The organism is Sinimarinibacterium thermocellulolyticum (assembly GCF_040327995.1).
In the GTDB taxonomy this organism is placed as follows: Bacteria; Pseudomonadota; Gammaproteobacteria; order Nevskiales; family Nevskiaceae; genus Solimonas; species Solimonas thermocellulolyticum.
This window is the reverse complement of sequence record NZ_JBEPIJ010000015.1, coordinates 13768-30810: the sequence shown is the minus strand read 5'-3', so window position 1 is coordinate 30810 and position 17043 is coordinate 13768. Positions and strand designations below refer to the sequence as shown.

At 67.4% G+C, this 17043-nt stretch carries 12 protein-coding genes; 11 read left to right on the top strand and 1 reads right to left on the bottom strand.

Annotated elements, in window-relative coordinates:
* Positions 1–28 precede the first annotated feature (28 nt).
* From ABSH63_RS12475 to ABSH63_RS12460, 4 genes are read left to right on the top strand one after another with little or no spacing between them, the layout of a single operon-like run.
* A complete protein-coding gene (locus ABSH63_RS12475; RefSeq protein ID WP_352890196.1) occupies positions 29–664 on the top strand; it encodes a TetR/AcrR family transcriptional regulator in 636 nt (211 codons plus the stop codon).
* The gene (locus tag ABSH63_RS12470; protein ID WP_352890195.1) at positions 661–3051 is read left to right on the top strand and encodes an efflux RND transporter permease subunit; all 2391 of its coding nucleotides are present in this window, start codon (positions 661–663) and stop codon (positions 3049–3051) included. Before ABSH63_RS12475 ends, ABSH63_RS12470 begins: the two co-directional genes overlap by 4 nt.
* A complete protein-coding gene (locus ABSH63_RS12465; protein WP_352890194.1) occupies positions 3029–3829 on the top strand; it encodes an outer membrane lipoprotein-sorting protein in 801 nt (266 codons plus the stop codon). Before ABSH63_RS12470 ends, ABSH63_RS12465 begins: the two co-directional genes overlap by 23 nt.
* Positions 3829–5022, top strand: a complete 1194-nt coding sequence (locus tag ABSH63_RS12460) for a hypothetical protein (protein ID WP_352890193.1) — start codon at positions 3829–3831, stop codon at positions 5020–5022. The genes ABSH63_RS12465 and ABSH63_RS12460 overlap by 1 nt, the downstream gene beginning before the upstream one ends.
* Positions 5023–5193: 171 nt before the next feature.
* Here ABSH63_RS12460 and ABSH63_RS12455 read toward each other — a convergent pair whose 3' ends face one another.
* Positions 5194–5676 carry an FKBP-type peptidyl-prolyl cis-trans isomerase gene (locus tag ABSH63_RS12455; RefSeq protein WP_352890192.1) on the bottom strand — a complete coding sequence of 161 codons (483 nt, stop codon included), beginning with the start codon at positions 5674–5676 and terminating at the stop codon, positions 5194–5196.
* Positions 5677–6007: 331 nt separating this feature from the next.
* Between ABSH63_RS12455 and ABSH63_RS12450 the strand changes: the two genes are divergently transcribed.
* The 7 genes from ABSH63_RS12450 to ABSH63_RS12420 all read left to right on the top strand — a co-directional run bounded on the left by ABSH63_RS12450 (position 6008) and on the right by ABSH63_RS12420 (position 17043).
* Positions 6008–7093 carry an efflux RND transporter periplasmic adaptor subunit gene (locus ABSH63_RS12450; protein ID WP_352890191.1) on the top strand — a complete coding sequence of 362 codons (1086 nt, stop codon included), beginning with the start codon at positions 6008–6010 and terminating at the stop codon, positions 7091–7093.
* A 32-nt stretch (positions 7094–7125) separates the two neighbouring features.
* Positions 7126–10386, top strand: coding sequence for an efflux RND transporter permease subunit (locus tag ABSH63_RS12445; protein WP_352890190.1), 3261 nt, complete (start codon positions 7126–7128; stop codon positions 10384–10386).
* Positions 10386–13445 (top strand): efflux RND transporter permease subunit, encoded by a 3060-nt coding sequence (locus ABSH63_RS12440; RefSeq protein ID WP_352890237.1) that lies wholly within the window; start codon positions 10386–10388, stop codon positions 13443–13445. Before ABSH63_RS12445 ends, ABSH63_RS12440 begins: the two co-directional genes overlap by 1 nt.
* A gap of 44 nt (positions 13446–13489) precedes the next feature.
* On the top strand, positions 13490–14959 hold the full coding sequence (locus ABSH63_RS12435) for a M20/M25/M40 family metallo-hydrolase (protein ID WP_352890189.1): 1470 nt from the start codon (positions 13490–13492) through the stop codon (positions 14957–14959).
* An 82-nt stretch (positions 14960–15041) separates the two neighbouring features.
* Positions 15042–15929, top strand: a complete 888-nt coding sequence (ttcA, locus tag ABSH63_RS12430) for a tRNA 2-thiocytidine(32) synthetase TtcA (protein WP_352890188.1) — start codon at positions 15042–15044, stop codon at positions 15927–15929.
* A complete protein-coding gene (locus tag ABSH63_RS12425) occupies positions 15926–16807 on the top strand; it encodes a TraB/GumN family protein (RefSeq protein WP_352890187.1) in 882 nt (293 codons plus the stop codon). Before ttcA ends, ABSH63_RS12425 begins: the two co-directional genes overlap by 4 nt.
* Entirely contained in the window at positions 16804–17043 is a 240-nt protein-coding gene (locus tag ABSH63_RS12420; protein ID WP_352890186.1) for a hypothetical protein, read from the top strand. The genes ABSH63_RS12425 and ABSH63_RS12420 overlap by 4 nt, the downstream gene beginning before the upstream one ends.

Genomic DNA, 17043 nt, shown 5'->3' with positions numbered 1-17043 from the left:
TACTGGTCGGTATGTTGCGAGTTCCACGATGAGTACCGCCGCCCGCCGTCAGCCCGACCGCACGCGCCAGACGCTTCTCGAATGCGCCTTCGAGGAAATACACCGGTCCGGCTTTCGCGCTGCCAGCCTCGACGCGATCCTCGAATCCAGCGGCGTCACCAAGGGCGCGCTCTATCACCACTTCGGCAGCAAGACCGAGCTCGGCTATGCCGTCGTCGACGAAGTCGTGCGCCCCTGGGTCGAGTCCTCGTGGCAGCCGCTGCTCGACGCCGACGACTGCGTCAGCGCCGCGATCCGGCTCTGCGAGGAACTGACCCGGCAGCGCAGAGCGCGTGCGATCGAATACGGTTGTCCTTTCAACAACCTGATCAACGAGATGTCGCCGATCGACGAGGGCTTCCGCAAGCGCCTGCAGCAGATTCTCGACGACTGGCGCAACGGCATCGTCGCCGCGCTGCGCAAGGGCCAGGCGCGCGGCGTCGTGCGCAAGGACATCGCCGCCGATGACGCCGCGGCCTTCATCATCTCGGCGGTCGAAGGCGCTATCGGCCTGGCCAAGTCCAAGCGCTCGCGTGAGTTCCTCGAATCGAGCATGCGCGGCCTGATGGCCTATCTCGAAACCCTGCGTGCGCGGCCCGGAGCGGGCCACGGAGCATCTCGATGAATCCTCCCGCAAAACCGCTGCCGCGCCACGAGCGCTGGATCGTCGCTTACGCCGAGTGGATCCTGCGCTGGCGCTGGGCGGTGCTGCTGTTGTCGCTGCTGTGCTTCGTCGGCCTAGGCGCCGGCGCGCGCCTGCTGAGCTTCTCGACCGACTACCGCGTCTACTTCGGCCCCGAGAATCCGCAGTTGCTCGCCTTCGACGAAATCCAGAACGTCTACAGCAAGAACGACAACATCCTGCTGATGTTCGAGCCGCGCGATGGCGACGTGTTCGCGCCGCGCGTGCTCGAAGCCGTGCGCGAATTCACCGCGCGCGCCTGGCAGTTGCCGTACGTGCTGCGCGTCGACTCGATCACCAACTTCCAGCACACCCAGGCCGCCGGCGACGATCTCGCCGTCGAGGCACTGCTGCCGGACGACGCCGCGATCACGCCCGAGCGAATCGAGCACATCCGCAGCGTCGCGCTCGCCGAGCCGGTGCTGGTCGGGCGTCTGATCTCGGCCAGCGGCCACGTCACCGCGGTCAACATCACCTCGCAGTTCCCGCCGCTCGAGCAGCTCACGCAAAAAGAGCTGCCCGAGGCGGTTGCCGCGACGCGCGAGCTGCGCGACCAGATTCTGGCCGAGTATCCGGAGATCGCGCGCATTTCGATGACCGGCTCGAACATGATGTCCAACGCCTTCACCGAGGCGGCGACCGCGGACATGAAGTCGCTGGTACCGGCGATGTACCTGATGATCGTCGTCATCACCTGGCTGATGCTGCGCTCGGGCTCGGCGACCTTCGCGACCTTCCTCGTCATCGTCCTCGCCGCAGCCTCGGCGATGGGTCTGGCCGGCTATGTCGGCATCCAGTTGACGCCGCCGTCGGCGGCGAGCCCACAGATCATCACCACGCTGGCGGTCGCCGATTCGATCCACATCTGCGTGACCCTGGCTGCGCTGATGCGCGCGGGTCGCGGCAAGGCCGAGGCGCTGGTCGAATCGATGCGCCTGAACTTCGTGCCGGTGCTCTTGACCTCGATCACCACGTCGATCGGCTTTCTCGCGGTAAACCTCACCGACTCGCCGCCGCTCAAGGATCTGGCCAACATCTCGGCGATGGGCGTGATGCTGGCGTGGTTCTACTCGGTGTTCACGCTGCCGGCGCTGCTCGCGGTGCTACCGCTCGAGGTCCGCGAGATCGGCGACGGTCGCGTCGGCGCGCTGACCCGCCTTCTCGATCGCGCCGGCGAATTCGTCGTGCGCCGCCGCACGCCGGTGTTCTGGAGCACGATGCTGATCTCGGTGGCGCTGACCGTGCTCGCCTTGCGCAACGAGGGCAACGATCTGTTCGCGCACTACTTCGGACCGAGCATCACCTTCCGCGCCGACAGCGACCGCATCGCCGAGAACCTCACCGGCTTGTATACGATGGAGTTCTCGCTGCGCTGCGGCGAGCCGGAGTGCGTGTCCGACCCCGAGTACCTGCGCGTGCTCGAAGACTTCACCGCGTGGTGGCGCCAGCAGCCCAAGGTGCTCTACGTCGGTACGCTGACCGACATCTTCAAGAAGCTCAACAAGAGCATGAACGGCGACGATCCGGCCTACTACCGGCTGCCGGACCAGGCCGACCTGTCGGCGCAGTACCTGCTGCTCTACGAGCTGTCCCTGCCGTTCGGGCTGGACCTCAACAACACGATCAACATCGACAAGTCCTCGTCGCGCTTCATCGTCGTCTTCGAGCATCTGAAGTCCAAGGAGACGCGCGCGATCGAAGCCTCGGCGCGGCAGTGGCTAGAGACGCACGCGCCGGCGCTGGCGACGCACGGCACCTCGCCGGCAGTGATGTTCGCCTACATCTCGCAGCGCAATCTCGAATCCAATTTCCTGTCGTTGCCGCTGTCGCTGGCCTGCATTTCGCTGCTGCTGCTGCCGGCGCTGCGCTCGTGGAAGATCGGCGCCGTGTCGATCATCCCCAACCTGCTGCCGCTGGGCGCGGCCTTCGGCGTTTGGGCATTGATCAGCGGCGAGGTCAATTTCACGATGGCGATCGTGCTCAACATGACCGTCGGTATCATCGTCGACAACACCATCCATTTCCTCAGCAAGTATCTGCGCGCGCGCCGCGAACTCGGCTACGCGCCGGAAGCAGCGATCCGCCACAGCTTCCACAGTGTCGGTGCGGCGCTGGTCGTGACTACGCTGATTCTGGTGTCCGGTTTCCTGATCCTGTCGATGTCGGCCTTCGTGCCGAACAGCGGCATGGCGCGGCTGACCGCGATCGGCATCGTCGCCGCGCTGCTGATCGACCTCTTGCTGCTGCCGACGCTGCTGCTCAAGATCGATCGCGCCGTCGCCCCCGCATTGAAAAAGGAGAAACCCGATGAAGTCCTTGCCACGCCTTGACCGGATACTCGCTGCCGCGCTGATCAGCACGCTGCTCGCCGGCCCCGCGGCCGCCGAGACGCCCGAGGAGAAAGGCCTTGCGATCGCGCGGGAGGCCGACCGCCGCGACGAAGGCTACGGCGACAGCGCGGTCCAGATGCAGATGATTCTGCGCAACCGCCAAGGTGAGGAGGCCACGCGCGAGATCCGCGCGCGCTCGCTCGAAGTCGCCGACGACGGCGACAAGTCGCTGATCATCTTCGACCAGCCCAAGGACGTCGAAGGCACGGCGCTGCTGACCTGGTCGCACAAGGTCGAGGACGACGACCGCTGGCTGTATCTGCCCGCGCTCAAGCGCGTCAAGCGCATCGCCGGCAACAACAAGTCCGGCCCGTTCATGGGCAGCGAGTTCGCATTCGAGGATCTGGGTTCGCAGGAGGTCGAGAAGTACACCTACAAGTACCTGCGCGACGAGGCCTGCGGCGAGCTGACCTGCTTCGTTGTCGAGCGCTATCCGGTGGACAAGAACTCCGGCTACACGCGCCAGGTGATGTGGATCGACCAGACCGAGTACCGGCCGCAGAAGATCGAGTTCTACGACCGCAAGCAGTCCCTGCTCAAGACCCTGGAGTTCAAGGATTACGCGCAGTATCTCGACAAGCACTGGCGCGCCGCGCGCATGGACATGGTCAACCACCAGACCGGCAAGTCGACCACGCTGCTGTTCCGCGAATACCGCTTCCGCAACGGCTACAGCGATCGCGATTTCGATCAGGCCAGCCTGAAGAACGCGAAGTGATGCTGCGCATCGGCATCCTGGCCGCGGCGCTGGCGCCGGTCGCGGCTACGGCAGACGGCAGCACGCTCAAGCTCAGCGCGGAGTTGTCGCACGAGGCACGCGGGTATCTGCAGGACGCGGCTTGGCCCGGTCAGAGCGGCGACAAGCTCGGCGTCTCGCTCGCGCTGCTGCCGGAGCTGTACTACGCCTGGAACCGCGACACCAGCATCACCGTGCGGCCGTTCGCACGCTGGGACACGATCGACGACGAACGCACGCATGTCGATCTGCGCGAGCTGATGCTGCAGCACCGCTTCGGCGATTTCGATCTGCGCGCCGGCGTCGGCCGCGTGTTCTGGGGCGTGACCGAATCCGTGCATCTGGTGGACATCATCAACCAGACCGACCTGGTCGAGAATCCGGATGGCGAGGACAAGCTCGGCCAGCCGATGCTGAGCCTGGCGTGGACCACGGACTACGGTAGCTTCACCGGCTACGTGCTGCCGTATTTCCGCGAGCGCACGCTGCCGGGGCCGGATGCGCGGCTGCGCGCGCCGCTGCCGTATGCGATCGACGACGCGATCTACGAATCCTCGGAGGAGGAGAAGCACGTCGACGCCGCCGTGCGCTGGAGCCTGTCGACCTCGCTGCTCGACATCGGCATCTCCCATTTCTCCGGCACCGCGCGCGATCCGCGCTTCGAGATTGCGCCGGGCGAGACCGGCCCGCATCTGGTGCCGATCTATGACCAGATCGAACAGACCGGCGTCGATCTCAACGTCGTCACCGGCGGCTGGATCTGGAAGCTCGAAGCGATCCACCAGACCAATCGCATCGAGGACTTCACCGCGGCGGCCGCCGGCTTCGAGTACACCTTCTCGGCACCGCTCGGCACCGGCTGGGATGTCGGCGCGCTCGCCGAATTCCTCTGGGACGATCGCGGCAGCGACAGTCCGTCGCCGTTCCAGCGCGATGTGTTCGTGGGCACCCGCATCGCCGCCAACGATGTCGCCGGCACCGAACTGCTCGCCGGCGCGATCGTCGACACCGAGCGCGGCGGCGCCTTCGGCAACGTCGAGGCCAGCCGGCGGCTTGGCGACGCCGGCAAGCTGGTGGTCGAGCTGCGGCTGTTCATGGACGCTGACGAAGAGGACCCGTTGTTCTTCTTCCGCCGCGACGACTATCTGCAGATCGAGTACATCCGGTACTTCTAGGCGCCTGGGCGGTAGGAACCGCGCAGACGAGGCAAAGCCATTGCGAGGCAGATTTCGCGTTGATTCGAGGCCAATCGCGGGGATTATTGGCCGAGAAACAGCCCAGGCTCCTGGCCCGCTCCTCTCACACAGGGAGCGCGCGACAAACGGCGCGGCTGTGGGGCCTGCGGTCTAGTGTTGATGTCCGCCCGGCCCGTGCACGTGACCGTGGCTCAGTTCCTCGGCCGAGGCTTCGCGCACCTCGGTTACCTCGACATCGAAGTTCAGCGCCTCGCCGGCGAGCGGATGGTTGCCATCGACGGTGATCATGTCGCCGGCGACACGGGTGACGACGACGCGCATCGGGCCGCGACTGCTCTGCGCCTGAAACGACATGCCCGGCCGAATGTCCGAGATACCCGCAAAGGCGCGTCGCGGGACTTGCTGAACCAGGCTTTCGTCGCGCTCGCCATAGGCCTGTGCCGGTTCGACGCGCACCGTGAACTTGTCGCCCGCCTGTTTGCCGGCGAGCGCGTTTTCGAGGCCGGCGATGATGTTGCCGGCCCCGTGCAGATAGGCGAGCGGTTGTGCCCCGCGCGAGCTGTCGAGCACGACGCCGGCGTCGTTGGTCAGGGTGTAGTGGATGTAGGCGACGCGCCGCTGGGCGATTTCCATGATGTGTTCCGGTCCAAAGGCCGCCATGCTAGCAAATGCGCCGCGCCGGCCGTCCGGCGACCTTCCGAGGACGCCGGCATCCAAGCTGGCAGTGGGTGCAGTGGGCCGATGCTGCGTGGACGCTCGCCGCCCGCATCGCGACGCAGAACTGGCGGGCTTTGCCGATACTTGGCTGGTTGTACAAATAAATGGCGCGACTCGTCGCAGGCCCGACCCAAGTGCTCGGTCATCGGCAGGCATGTTGCGAAATATCAATGACTTGCGCGATGTGGCCGGCTGGCATGGGTTTTGGTCTTTGCTGGGCGTCTCGGGGTCGATACGGAGTTCACGTATGAGTGTACGGATGGGCGCGCTGGCGCTGATGGCGGCGGTCGCGCTGAGCGCATGCGGCGACGGCAGCGCCCGCGGCAAGGACAAGGCCGAACAGCAGGCCCGTATTCCGGTGGAAACCGTGCGTGTGCAGACCGGGCCGATCGCAGCCGCCTACCGCGGCACGGCGACCCTCCAAGCCGAGGACGAGGCCACGGTGACGGCCAAGCAGAGCGGGGTGATCGAGCGGGTTTTGGTCGAGGAAGGCGAGCGCGTGCGCGCCGGGCAGGTGCTGGCGAAGCTCGAAACCGAGCGGCTCGAACTGGAGCTGGCACGCGCCAAGGCGACGCTGGATCAGCTCGAACAGGACTTCCGCCGCAACGAGTTGGTCTATGCACGCAAGCTGATCGCGCGCGAGGTCTACGAGCGCGCCAAGTACGAGCTCGACGGCGCGCGCGCCAGCTTTGAGCTGGCGCGCCTGGCGCTTCAGGAAGCCGAGATCAAGGCGCCGTTCGACGGCGTGGTCTCGCTGCGTCACGTCAAGGTCGGCAACACGATCCAGGCCGGCAGCCCGGCGTTTCGCATCACGCGCATGGACAGGCTCGAAGCGCAGATCTTCGTGCCCGAGCGCGACATCCACAAGCTCGCGCCCGGACAGCCGGCGACGTTGGTCGTCGACGCCTGGCCGGACAAGCGTTTCCAGGGCCGCATTTTGCGCGTGAATCCAGTGGTCGACGCCGCCACCGGCACGGTCAAGGTCACGGTGGCGATGGCGCCCGATCAGCCGGAGCTGCGCCCGGGCATGTTCGGCCGTGTCGAGATCGTCTACGACCGCCGCGCCAACGCCCTGCTCGTGCCCAAGGACGCGGTGCTCACCGAGGACGAACAGCACTCGGTGTTCGTCGTCAGCGAGGGGCGTGCACACCGCCGCTCGATCCGCGTCGGTTACAGCGACGCCGATCACTATGAAGTGCTCGACGGCCTGAAGGCCGGTGAAGAGCTGGTCGTCACCGGCCAGACCAGCCTGCGCGATGCCAGCGAGGTGGAGGTGGTCAATGCGCTGGCGCCGGCCCCGGCGGTCGCGTCCGGCGCCGACGCGCGTAGCTGACCGGGCTCGGGCGTGAGCATGGGGGCGCGGTCATGAAATGGATCGAGTTCTGCACGCGGCGTCCGGTCGCGATCAGCATGCTCACCTTCGCCGTGCTGCTGTTCGGCATGGTGTCGCAGTCGCGGCTGGAGCTGACGCTGCTGCCGGACCTGTCCTACCCGACGCTGACCATCCGCACCGAACTCCCCGGCGCGGCGCCCGAGGAGGTCGAGACGCTGCTGTCCAAGCCGATCGAGGAAGCGGTCGGCATCATCCGCAACGTGCGCCAGGTGCGCTCGACCTCGATGGCCGAGCGCAGCGACGTCACGCTCGACTTCAACTGGGGCACGGCAATGGACTTTGCCGTGCTCGACGTGCGCGAGAAGCTCGACGCATTGGAGCTGCCCCGGCAAGCGCAGCGGCCGATCGTGCTGCGCTTCGATCCGAGCCAGGACCCGGTGATGCGCTACGGGCTCGCGCTCAAGGTCGATCAGGGCGGCTCTGCGCCGGTCGCCGACGAAGCGGCGCTCAAACGACTGCGCCGCATCGCCGAGGATCTGGTGCAAAAGCCGCTCGAAGGCGTCGACGGCGTCGCCGCGGTGAAGATCGCCGGCGGTCTCGAAGACGAGGTCCAGGTGCTGGTCGATCTGGGCAAGCTCGCGCAGTTTCAGCTCACGCTGGAACAGGTCGAGCAGCGCCTGGCGGCCGAGAACGCCAACATCTCCGGCGGCCGCGTCGAGCAGGGCGCGTCGAGCTACCTGGTGCGCACGCTCAATCCGTTCCGCACGCTCGACGAGATGCGCGAGACCATCCTGGTGACGCGCAGCGACCGGCCGATCTATCTGCGTGACGTCGCCGAGGTGCGCGCCGGCTTCAAGGAGCGCGAGTCGATCATCCGCGTCGACGGCTCCGAGGCGGTCGAGATCTCGATGTTCAAGGAGGGCGACGGCAACACCGTCGCCATCGTCGATCGCATCAAGTCGCGCGTCGAGGCACTCGGCAAGCAGTTGCCGGCCGATGTCGAGATGAGGCCGCTCTACGACCAGTCGGTATTCATCCGCCAGGCCGTCGACGAGGTGATCTACGCGGCGATCGAGGGCGGCCTGCTCGCGATCCTCGTGCTCTATCTTTTCCTGCGCAATGCCTGGACGACGATGATCGTCGCGGTGGCGATTCCGATCTCGGTGATCGCGACCTTCAACGTGATGTACGGCGCCGGCCTGTCGCTGAACATCATGTCGCTCGGCGGCATCGCGCTGGCGATCGGCATGCTGGTCGACGACGCCATCGTCGTGCTCGAAAGTATCCACCGCCAACGCGAGCACGGCCTGCCACTGCGCGACGCCGCGGTCAGCGGCACCCGTCGCGTCGCCGGCGCGGTGACCGCATCGACGCTGACCAGTGTCGCCGTGTTCTTCCCGATGGTGTTCGTCGAGGGCATCGCCGGACAGCTCTTCGCCGACCAGGCGCTGGTCGTCACCTGCGCGCTGAACTTCTCGCTGATCGTGTCGCTGACGCTGATTCCGATGATGGCCTCGCGCGCCGCGCGCGTGCAGCCGCTCGCGCCGGCGGCGCCGGTGGTGCGCGAGCGCGGCCGTGTCCGCGAATGGCTGTCGCGGACGCGCTACGCCGCTTTCGAGACGCTGCCGGCACTGCTGCTGTGGCCGTTCGTGCAGGTTTTCCGTCTCGCCGGGCTGCTGCTCGGCGCCGTGCTGCGCCCGCTCGCCGGCATCTGGCAGCGCGGCTTTGCTGCCTTGGAGCGGCGCTACGCGGCGCTGCTCGGCTGGGCGCTCGACCATCGCCTGCCGGTGCTCGCCGCCGCGGGCGCTCTGTTCGTGCTCGCGCTGCTGACGCTGTCGCGCATCGGCGTCGAGCTGATTCCGCCGTTCAACCAGGGCGAGTTCCGCGCCGAGATCCAGATGCCGCCGGGCACGCCGCTCGAACGCACCGACGCGCTGTTGCAGGACGTGGCGCGCCAGTTCAGCAGCAGCGAGCTGGCGCGCGAGAGCGTTGCCGCCAGCTACACCGTCGCCGGCACCGGCAATCGTCTGGATGCGAATCCGCAAACCGGTGGTGAGAACTTCGGCACTTACAACGTCGTCATCGAGCCGCAGGCCTTCGCCCGCGAAGAGGCGTTGCGCGATGCGCTGTCGCGGCATCTCGATGTGCTGCCCGGCGTCAGCTACCGCTACGCGCGTCCGGCCCTGTTCACGCTCAAGACGCCGCTGGAGGTCGAGATCGCCGGCCACGATCTGGCGCAACTCGAACGCATCTCGGAGACGCTGCGGCGCCGCCTGATCGCATCGAGCCGCTTCACCGAGGTCGAGACCACCCTCAAGCCCGGTCATCCGGAAATCCAGGTGCTGTTCGACCAGGAGCGCGCGGCGCGGCTCGGTCTCGACACCGCAGTGCTGGCCGCGCGTGTCGCCGCCATCGTGCGCGGCAGCGTCGCCACGCGCTATCGCATCGGCGATCGCGAGATCGATGTGCTGGTGCGCGGCGCCGAGGATCAGCGTGCGAGCATCGACGACATCCGCAATCTGATCGTCAATCCGGACAGCCCGCAGCCGATCCGCCTGTCCTCGATCGCCGAGGTCCGGCTTCGCTCGGGGCCGAGCGAGATCCGCCGCGTCGATCAGCAGCGCGTGATCGTCGTCTTTGCCAATCTCGCCTACGGCGATCTTGGCGAAGGCATCGCCGAGATCGAATCCATGCTCGACGACATCGCGCTGCCGTCCGGCCTGTCGGCGCGCATCGCCGGACAGAGCGAGGAGATGGAAGTGTCGTTCCGCTCGCTGACGCTGGCGCTCGCGCTGGCGGTGTTCCTGGTCTATCTGGTGATGGCCTCGCAGTTCGAGTCGCTGCTCCACCCCTTCGTCATCCTGTTCACGATTCCGCTCGCCGGCATCGGCGCGATCTTCGCGCTGTATCTCACCGGCTCGGTGATCAACGTCGTCGCGCTGATCGGCATGATCGTGCTCGCCGGCATCGTCGTGAAAAACGGCATCGTGCTGATCGATCTGGTCAACCAGCTGCGCGCGGCCGGACAGGCGTTGCGGCCGGCGATGCTCGAAGCCGGGCGCATGCGCCTGCGCCCGATCGTGATGACGACGCTGACCACGGTGCTCGGCCTTTTGCCGATGGCGCTCTCGGGCGCCGAAGGCGCCGAGGTGCGCCAGCCGATGGCGATCACCGTCATCGGCGGTCTGCTGGTCTCGACTTTGCTGACGCTGGTGGTGATCCCGGTGGTCTACTCGCTGGTGCAGCGCGACGCCACGCCGCTGGCCGCGGCCGAGCCGGAGCCGGCGCCGTGATGCTCACCGAGCTTTCGCTGCGGCGGCCGGTCACCGTGGTGATGTTCTTCGTCTGCATGAGCGTGATCGGCACGATCGGCGGCCAGCGCCTGCCGCTGGAGTTCCTGCCGGACATCGAATTCCCCGGCATCTTCGTGCAGATCCCTTATCGCAATTCGACGCCGGAGGAAGTCGAGCGCCGCATCACGCGCCCGGTCGAGGAGGCGCTGGCGACGCTGTCCGGCATCCAGCGCATGAACTCGGAGTCGTCGGACAGCGGTGCCGGCATCTTCATCCTGTTCGACTGGGGTCAGGATCTGGCGATCAAGGGTGTCGAGGCGCGCGACCGGATCGAGGCCATTGCAGACGAACTGCCGCGTGACATCGAGCGCGTCCAGATCCAGAAGTTCGAGGCCGGCAGCATCCCGGTGCTGATGCTGCGCGTCTCGGCGCAGCGCGATCTGTCGAACGCCTACGACATGCTCGAACGTGTGCTCAAGCGGCGCATCGAGCGGCTGCCCGGTGTCTCACGCGTCGATTTGTACGGCGTCGATCCCAAAGAAGTGCGCATCGAACTCGCCGCCGATCGCGTCGCCGCGCACGGTGTCGACCTGCGCGCGCTGGCCGAAACCCTGCAGCGCGCGAACTTCTCGCAGACTGCCGGGCATCTGGTCGAGGGCGGGCGGCGCTGGTACGTCAAGCCCGAAGGGCGCTTCACGTCGATCGAGCAGCTCCGCGCGATGGTGATCGACCCGCGCGGCCTGCGCCTGGGCGACATCGCCGAGGTGCGTTACGCCGAACCGGTGCGCACCTACGGTCGGCACCTCAACGGCAGCTATTCGATCGGCCTCGACGTGTTCAAGGAGACCGGCGCCAATCTCGTCGACGTGGCCGACCGCGTACTCGCCGAAATCGAGGACATACGGCGTCTGCCCGAAATGGCCGGCGTGAACCTATACATCATGGAAAACACCGCCGACAACGTGCGCAGCTCGCTCGACGATCTGCTGCAGGCAGGTTCGTTCGGCGCCCTGCTGTCGATCGCCGTGCTGTATCTGTTCTTGCGCGACTGGCGCATGACGCTGATCGTCACCAGTGCGGCGCCGCTGTCGCTGCTGATCACGCTGGGCGCGATGTTTTTTCTCGACATCTCGCTGAACATCCTCAGCCTGATGGGTTTGATGCTGTCGATCGGCATGCTGGTCGACAACGCCGTGGTCGTCACCGAGTCGATCTTCAAGGCACGCAGCGAAGGACGCGATGCGCGCAGCGCCACGCTAAAGGGCGTCCGCGGGGTGGGCTTGGCGGTTGCGATGGGCACGCTGACCACCGCGATCGTGTTCCTCCCCAACCTGTTCGGCGACCAGAACGAAATCACGGTTTATCTCTCCCACGTCGCCACGACGATCTCGGTCGCGCTGCTGGCGTCGCTGCTGATCGCGTTGACGCTGATTCCGCAACTGACCACGCGCATCGCGCTGGGCGGCGGCGAACGCGTGCGCTGGATCGAGGCGCTCGCCGACCGATACGCGCAGGTGCTTGCCTGGACGCTGCGCCATCCGGGCAAGACCGGCGTCTTCATCGTGCTGGTGCTGGTGAGCGTCGCCGTGCCGGCGAGTCTGGTGAAGATGGACATGTTTCCGCAGGACCGCAGCAAGCGCCTGTTCCTGACGTACAACGTCAACGGCGTCTACCGCCTGTCCAAGGTCGAGGAGTCCGTCGCCACCATCGAGCGCTATCTGCTCGCGAACCGGGCGCGCTTCGAGATCGAGTCGGTGTACTCGTACTTCGACATCGGCCGTGCCGAGACCACGATCCTGCTGGTCGACAAGGCGCAGCGCCGGCAGAACCCGGAAGCGATCATGGCGGCGATCCGCGAAGGGCTGCCGAAGATCGCGATCGGCGAGCCGAGCTTCGAGCAGAACCGCCAGGGATCCGGCGAGAAACTGTCGGTGCAGGTCTTCGGCGAATCGAGCGAGCGTCTGCGCGAAGTGGCGCTCGAAGTCGAACGCATCGTCCGCGGCGTTCCGGGCCTGACCGACGTGCGCCTTACGACCTCGGCAGAGGACTGGGAGGTGCGCGTGCGCGTCGACCGCGACAAGGCGCGACTCTACGGCCTGTCGAGCCAGCAGGTCGCCGATGTCGTCGCCGGTGCGATGCGTGGCGTGCCGCTGCGACCGTACCGGACCTCGACCGGCGAAGTCGATCTGGTGCTGGTGTTCCGCCTGCAGGACCGGCTCGACCTCGATGCGCTGCGCTCGCTGCCGATCATCACGCCCGAAGGCACGCGCGTGAGCCTGTCGACGCTCGCCGAGCTGTCGATCGGTGATGTGCCCGGCACGATCCGGCGCGAGGATCGTCTGAGCGCGCTGTCGATCGCGTTCGGCACCGCCGAAGGCGTGACCTCCGAGGATGCGCGCGAGCGCATCGGCCAGACGCTCGCGGGCGTGCAACTGCCTCCCGGCTATAGCTGGGGCTTCGGCCGCGCATTCAGCGAAGAAGAGGAGAGCATGCAGACGATGATGCAGAACATGCTGCTTGCGATCGCCTGTATCTACATCGTCATGGCCGTGCTGTTCGAGTCGGTGCTGGCGCCGAGCGCGATCATCACCGGCATCCTGTTCTCCTTCGTCGGTGTCTACTGGTTCTTCCTTTGCACCGGCACCGATTTCTCGTTCATGGCGATGATCGGCATGCTGGTGCTGATGGGCATCGTCGTGAACAACGGCATCGTGCTCGTCGACCACGTCAACCGTCTGCGCGCCGCCGGGCTCGAACGTCAGGCCGCGGTCGTGCAGGGGTCGCGCGACCGCCTGCGGCCGATCCTGATGACCGCGGCGACCACCGTGCTCGGCATGGTGCCGCTGGCACTGGGCGACACCGCCGTCGGCGGCGAGGGGCCGGCTTATTACCCGATGGCCCGCGCCATCATCGGCGGACTGCTGTTCGCGACCGGCGTCTCCCTGCTGGTCCTGCCGACGATCTACCTCGCCCTCGAAGACCTCGGGCACTGGGCGCGGCGCGTGCTGCATCGCGCGCGCCAGTGGTGGCCGATGCCTGAGCCCTTGCCGAGGTCGTGATTCACACCGCTTTTGGCCGCGCGGTTTCGGGCTAGGCTAGCGCCATGTACCGACCGATCGTGATCCTGCTCGCCATCGCCGTGTTTGTGGGCGCCGGCATGGTCTTGCGCACGCTGGCGCTGCGTCCACAGCCGCCACTGGCCAGCGCCGTCGAGCGTCTGCCGCTGGACGAGGTGGCGCTCGCGGACGGACTCGCGCAGGCGCTGCGCATCCGCACGATCTCGCACGCGCAGGACGCGCCGATCGACGATGCAGAGTTCGCCGCATTCCACGCGCTGCTCGCGCAGCGTTTTCCGCGGACGTTCGCGCGGCTCGATGTCGAGCGCATCGGTGCGTGGAGCCTGCTGCTGCATTGGCGCGGCGAGGGGGATGCCGCCAAGCCGGCGCTGCTCGCGGCGCACATGGATGTGGTGCCGGTCGAGCCCGGCAGCGAGACGCGCTGGACCCATCCGGCCTTCGCCGGCGTCGTCGCCGACGGCTACGTCTGGGGCCGCGGCGCGCTCGACGACAAATCGAGCCTGTTGGCGCAGCTCGAGGCCGTGGAGCGCCTGCTGGCGCAGGGCTACACGCCGGCGCGCTCGATCTATTTCGCCTACGGGCACGACGAGGAGATCGGCGGCGCGAACGGCGCCGCGCGCATCGCCCAGACGCTGCGCGATCGCGGTGTGCGGCTCGCGTTCACGCTCGACGAGGGCAGCGCGATCACCCGCGGTGTTGTGCCCGGCATCGACAAGCCGGTCGCGGCGATCATGGCCGGCGAGAAGGGCTATGTGAGCTTGCGCCTGACGGCGCGCGCACCGGGCGGGCATTCGTCGATGCCGCCCGAGGACAGTGCCATCGTGCGGCTCGCGCAGGCGATCGAGCGGCTGGCGGCGCGCCCGCCGCCTCCGCGGCTGACGCCGCCGGTCGAAGCCATGCTCGTGCGCCTTGCGCCGGAGCTGCCGTTCGGCGCGCGCCTTGCGATCGCCAACCGCGAACTGCTGTCACCGCTGCTGCTGCGCCAGCTGGGACGCAGCCCGGTGACCGCGGCGCTGACGCGCACGACGCAGGCGTTCACGCTGGTGCACGCCGGCGTCAAGGACAACGTCATTCCCACCGAGGCCTACGCACTGGTCAACTACCGTCTGCTGCCGGGCACGTCGATCGCCGACGTGCAGGCGCATGTGCGCAGCGTGATCGCAGATGAACGGATCGAGCTGTCGGTCGAGGCGGGTTTCGGCAACGAGGCGCCGCCGCCGTCCGATCCCGATGCGCCGGAGTTCGCGCTGATCGCGCGCACGGTCAACGAGGTCTTCCCCGAAGCCCTGGTGTTGAGCGGCATCATCCTGGCGACGACCGACAACCGTCACTACACCGACCTGCGCGATCAGGCCTATTACTTCTCGCCCTTCGTTTACACGCTCGCCGACGGCGCGCGCATCCATGGCACGGACGAGCGCATCGGCATCGGCGCCTACGCCGACATGGTGCGCTTCTACGTGCGGCTGTTGCAGAACGTTGGCGATGACGGCTGAGTGCGCCGCGGACTCGCGCAAGGCTCGGTCGCTGTTGGCAGTCATGCGAAAATGCCGGCCGTCGTCTCACCGGTCGTTGCCGATGTCCGTCTCCGCTGTCGAAGTGCCGATTCATGGGTTGCCGCGCGCGCCGCGCAGCAGCGGCGCGCGCGCGCGCGTCGAGTCCAACAAGCTGGCCAAGCGCCTGCGCCGACAGGTCGGCCAGGCGATCATGGACTACAACATGATCGTCGACGGCGATCGGGTGATGGTGTGCCTGTCCGGTGGCAAGGACAGCTACACGATGCTCGAACTGTTGCTGCAATTGCAGGCCAAGGCGCCGGTGAAGTTCGAGCTCTTGGCGGTGAATCTCGACCAGAAGCAGCCGGGCTTTCCCGCGCACGTGCTGCCGGATTACCTGCGCGCACGCGGCGTGCCCTTCCACATCATCGAGCAGGACACCTACTCGGTGGTCAAGCGCGTGATTCCGCAAGGCAAGACCACCTGCGGCCTGTGCTCGCGGCTGCGTCGCGGCGCGCTCTACGCCTTTGCGCGCGAGCACGGCTACACCAAGATCGCGCTCGGTCATCACAAGGACGACATCGTCGCCACGTTCTTTCTCAATCTGTTCCACGGCGGCAAGCTCGCGGCGATGCCGCCGAAGCTTCAGTCCGACGACGGCGACAACATCGTCATCCGCCCGCTGGCCTACTGCCGCGAGCGCGACATCGCCGCATTCGCGGAGCAAAAGGGCTTTCCCATCATCCCGTGCAATCTATGCGGCTCGCAGGAGAATCTGCAGCGCAAGCAGGTGCGGCGGATGATGGACGAGTGGGAGCGCGAGCATCCCGCACGTATCGAACAGGTCTTCTCCGCCTTGACCAACGTCGCGCCGTCGCAGCTCGCCGATCCGCGGCTGTTCGACTTCGCGACGCTCGGCGGCGACCGCCGCGAGGCCCGCGACTGGCTGATGCCGGACGCATCCGCATGAGGCGAGCCGCGTGGGCGCTGCTCGCGCTGTGCGGATCGTACGCCGCGCAGGCACAGAGTCCGGCACCGTTCGCCTGGCAGGTCCGTGTCGCCGGTGCGCCGGTGACGCACCATCTGGTCGGCTCGATCCACCTGCTGCCGCCGTCGGCGCATCCGCTGCCCGCGGGCCTCGAACGCGCCTACGCGGCGAGCCGGCGTCTGGTGCTGGAAAGCGACCTCGCGGCCCTGTCGTCGCCGGCGGTGCAGGCGCAGATGCTCGCCGCCGGCAGCGCCACCAGCGCGGACGGCATCGCCGGCGAGATCCCGGCCGCCTTGCACGCGCGGCTGCGCAGCCGCCTCGAACGCCAGTCGCTGCAGGCGACGCTGTGCGATGCGCTGCGCGCCTGGCTGTGCGCACTGACGCTGGAACTCGGCGCCTATCAGCGCGCCGGCTTCCTGCCCGACCTGGGCATCGACCAGCACTTCCACGCACGCGCGCGTGCCGACGGCAGGGCCGTGGTCTGGCTCGAAGCCTTGGAACAGCAGGTCGCGCTGTTCACGCAAATGCCGGATCGGCTCGGCGTCGATTTTCTCGTCGCGGCGCTCGACGGGGTCGATGACCCCGCGCTCAGTCCGCGGGCGCTGCTCGAGGCCTGGCGCAAGGGCGATGTAGCCCATCTGCACGCGCAGGTCGAACGCTTGCGCCGCGAGCATCCGCTGGTCTACGCGCGCCTGCTGGCCGAGCGCAACGCGGCCTGGTTGGAACCGCTCGAAGGCTGGCTGCGCGACGGCACGCCGACCCTGGTCGTGGTCGGCGCCGCGCACTTGGTTGGTTCCGACGGCCTCGTCGCCGGGCTGCGCGAGCGCGGCTTCGAGCTGCGCGCCGGGGTGTCGCGATGAGCGCGCTGTGGCAGCTCAGCTTCCCGATGTATCCGCAAATCGTGCGCTGGACGCTGGATCACAAGCGGCTCGACTACCACGGCCACATGCTGCCGCCCGAGTTCCCGCTGCGGTTCCTCGCGGCGCAACCGCGCGGCCTGCGCCAATGGCTGCGCCGTTGGCAGGCGCATCCGGGCACGGCCTGGGTGCGGCGCATCTTTGCGGTGCATCGGCGCCGCCTCGAGCTGCCGGTGTAG

Bases quoted from the DNA above. Each gene is read 5' to 3' on its own strand.
- ABSH63_RS12475 (WP_352890196.1), top strand. From the start codon at position 29: ATGAGTACCGCCGCCCGCCGTCAGCCCGACCGCACGCGCCAGACGCTT.
- ABSH63_RS12470 (WP_352890195.1), top strand. From the start codon at position 661: ATGAATCCTCCCGCAAAACCGCTGCCGCGCCACGAGCGCTGGATCGTC.
- ABSH63_RS12465 (WP_352890194.1), top strand. From the start codon at position 3,029: ATGAAGTCCTTGCCACGCCTTGACCGGATACTCGCTGCCGCGCTGATC.
- ABSH63_RS12460 (WP_352890193.1), top strand. From the start codon at position 3,829: ATGCTGCGCATCGGCATCCTGGCCGCGGCGCTGGCGCCGGTCGCGGCT.
- ABSH63_RS12455 (WP_352890192.1), bottom strand. From the start codon at position 5,676: ATGGAAATCGCCCAGCGGCGCGTCGCCTACATCCACTACACCCTGACC.
- ABSH63_RS12450 (WP_352890191.1), top strand. From the start codon at position 6,008: ATGAGTGTACGGATGGGCGCGCTGGCGCTGATGGCGGCGGTCGCGCTG.
- ABSH63_RS12445 (WP_352890190.1), top strand. From the start codon at position 7,126: ATGAAATGGATCGAGTTCTGCACGCGGCGTCCGGTCGCGATCAGCATG.
- ABSH63_RS12440 (WP_352890237.1), top strand. From the start codon at position 10,386: ATGCTCACCGAGCTTTCGCTGCGGCGGCCGGTCACCGTGGTGATGTTC.
- ABSH63_RS12435 (WP_352890189.1), top strand. From the start codon at position 13,490: ATGTACCGACCGATCGTGATCCTGCTCGCCATCGCCGTGTTTGTGGGC.
- ttcA (WP_352890188.1), top strand. From the start codon at position 15,042: ATGTCCGTCTCCGCTGTCGAAGTGCCGATTCATGGGTTGCCGCGCGCG.
- ABSH63_RS12425 (WP_352890187.1), top strand. From the start codon at position 15,926: ATGAGGCGAGCCGCGTGGGCGCTGCTCGCGCTGTGCGGATCGTACGCC.
- ABSH63_RS12420 (WP_352890186.1), top strand. From the start codon at position 16,804: ATGAGCGCGCTGTGGCAGCTCAGCTTCCCGATGTATCCGCAAATCGTG.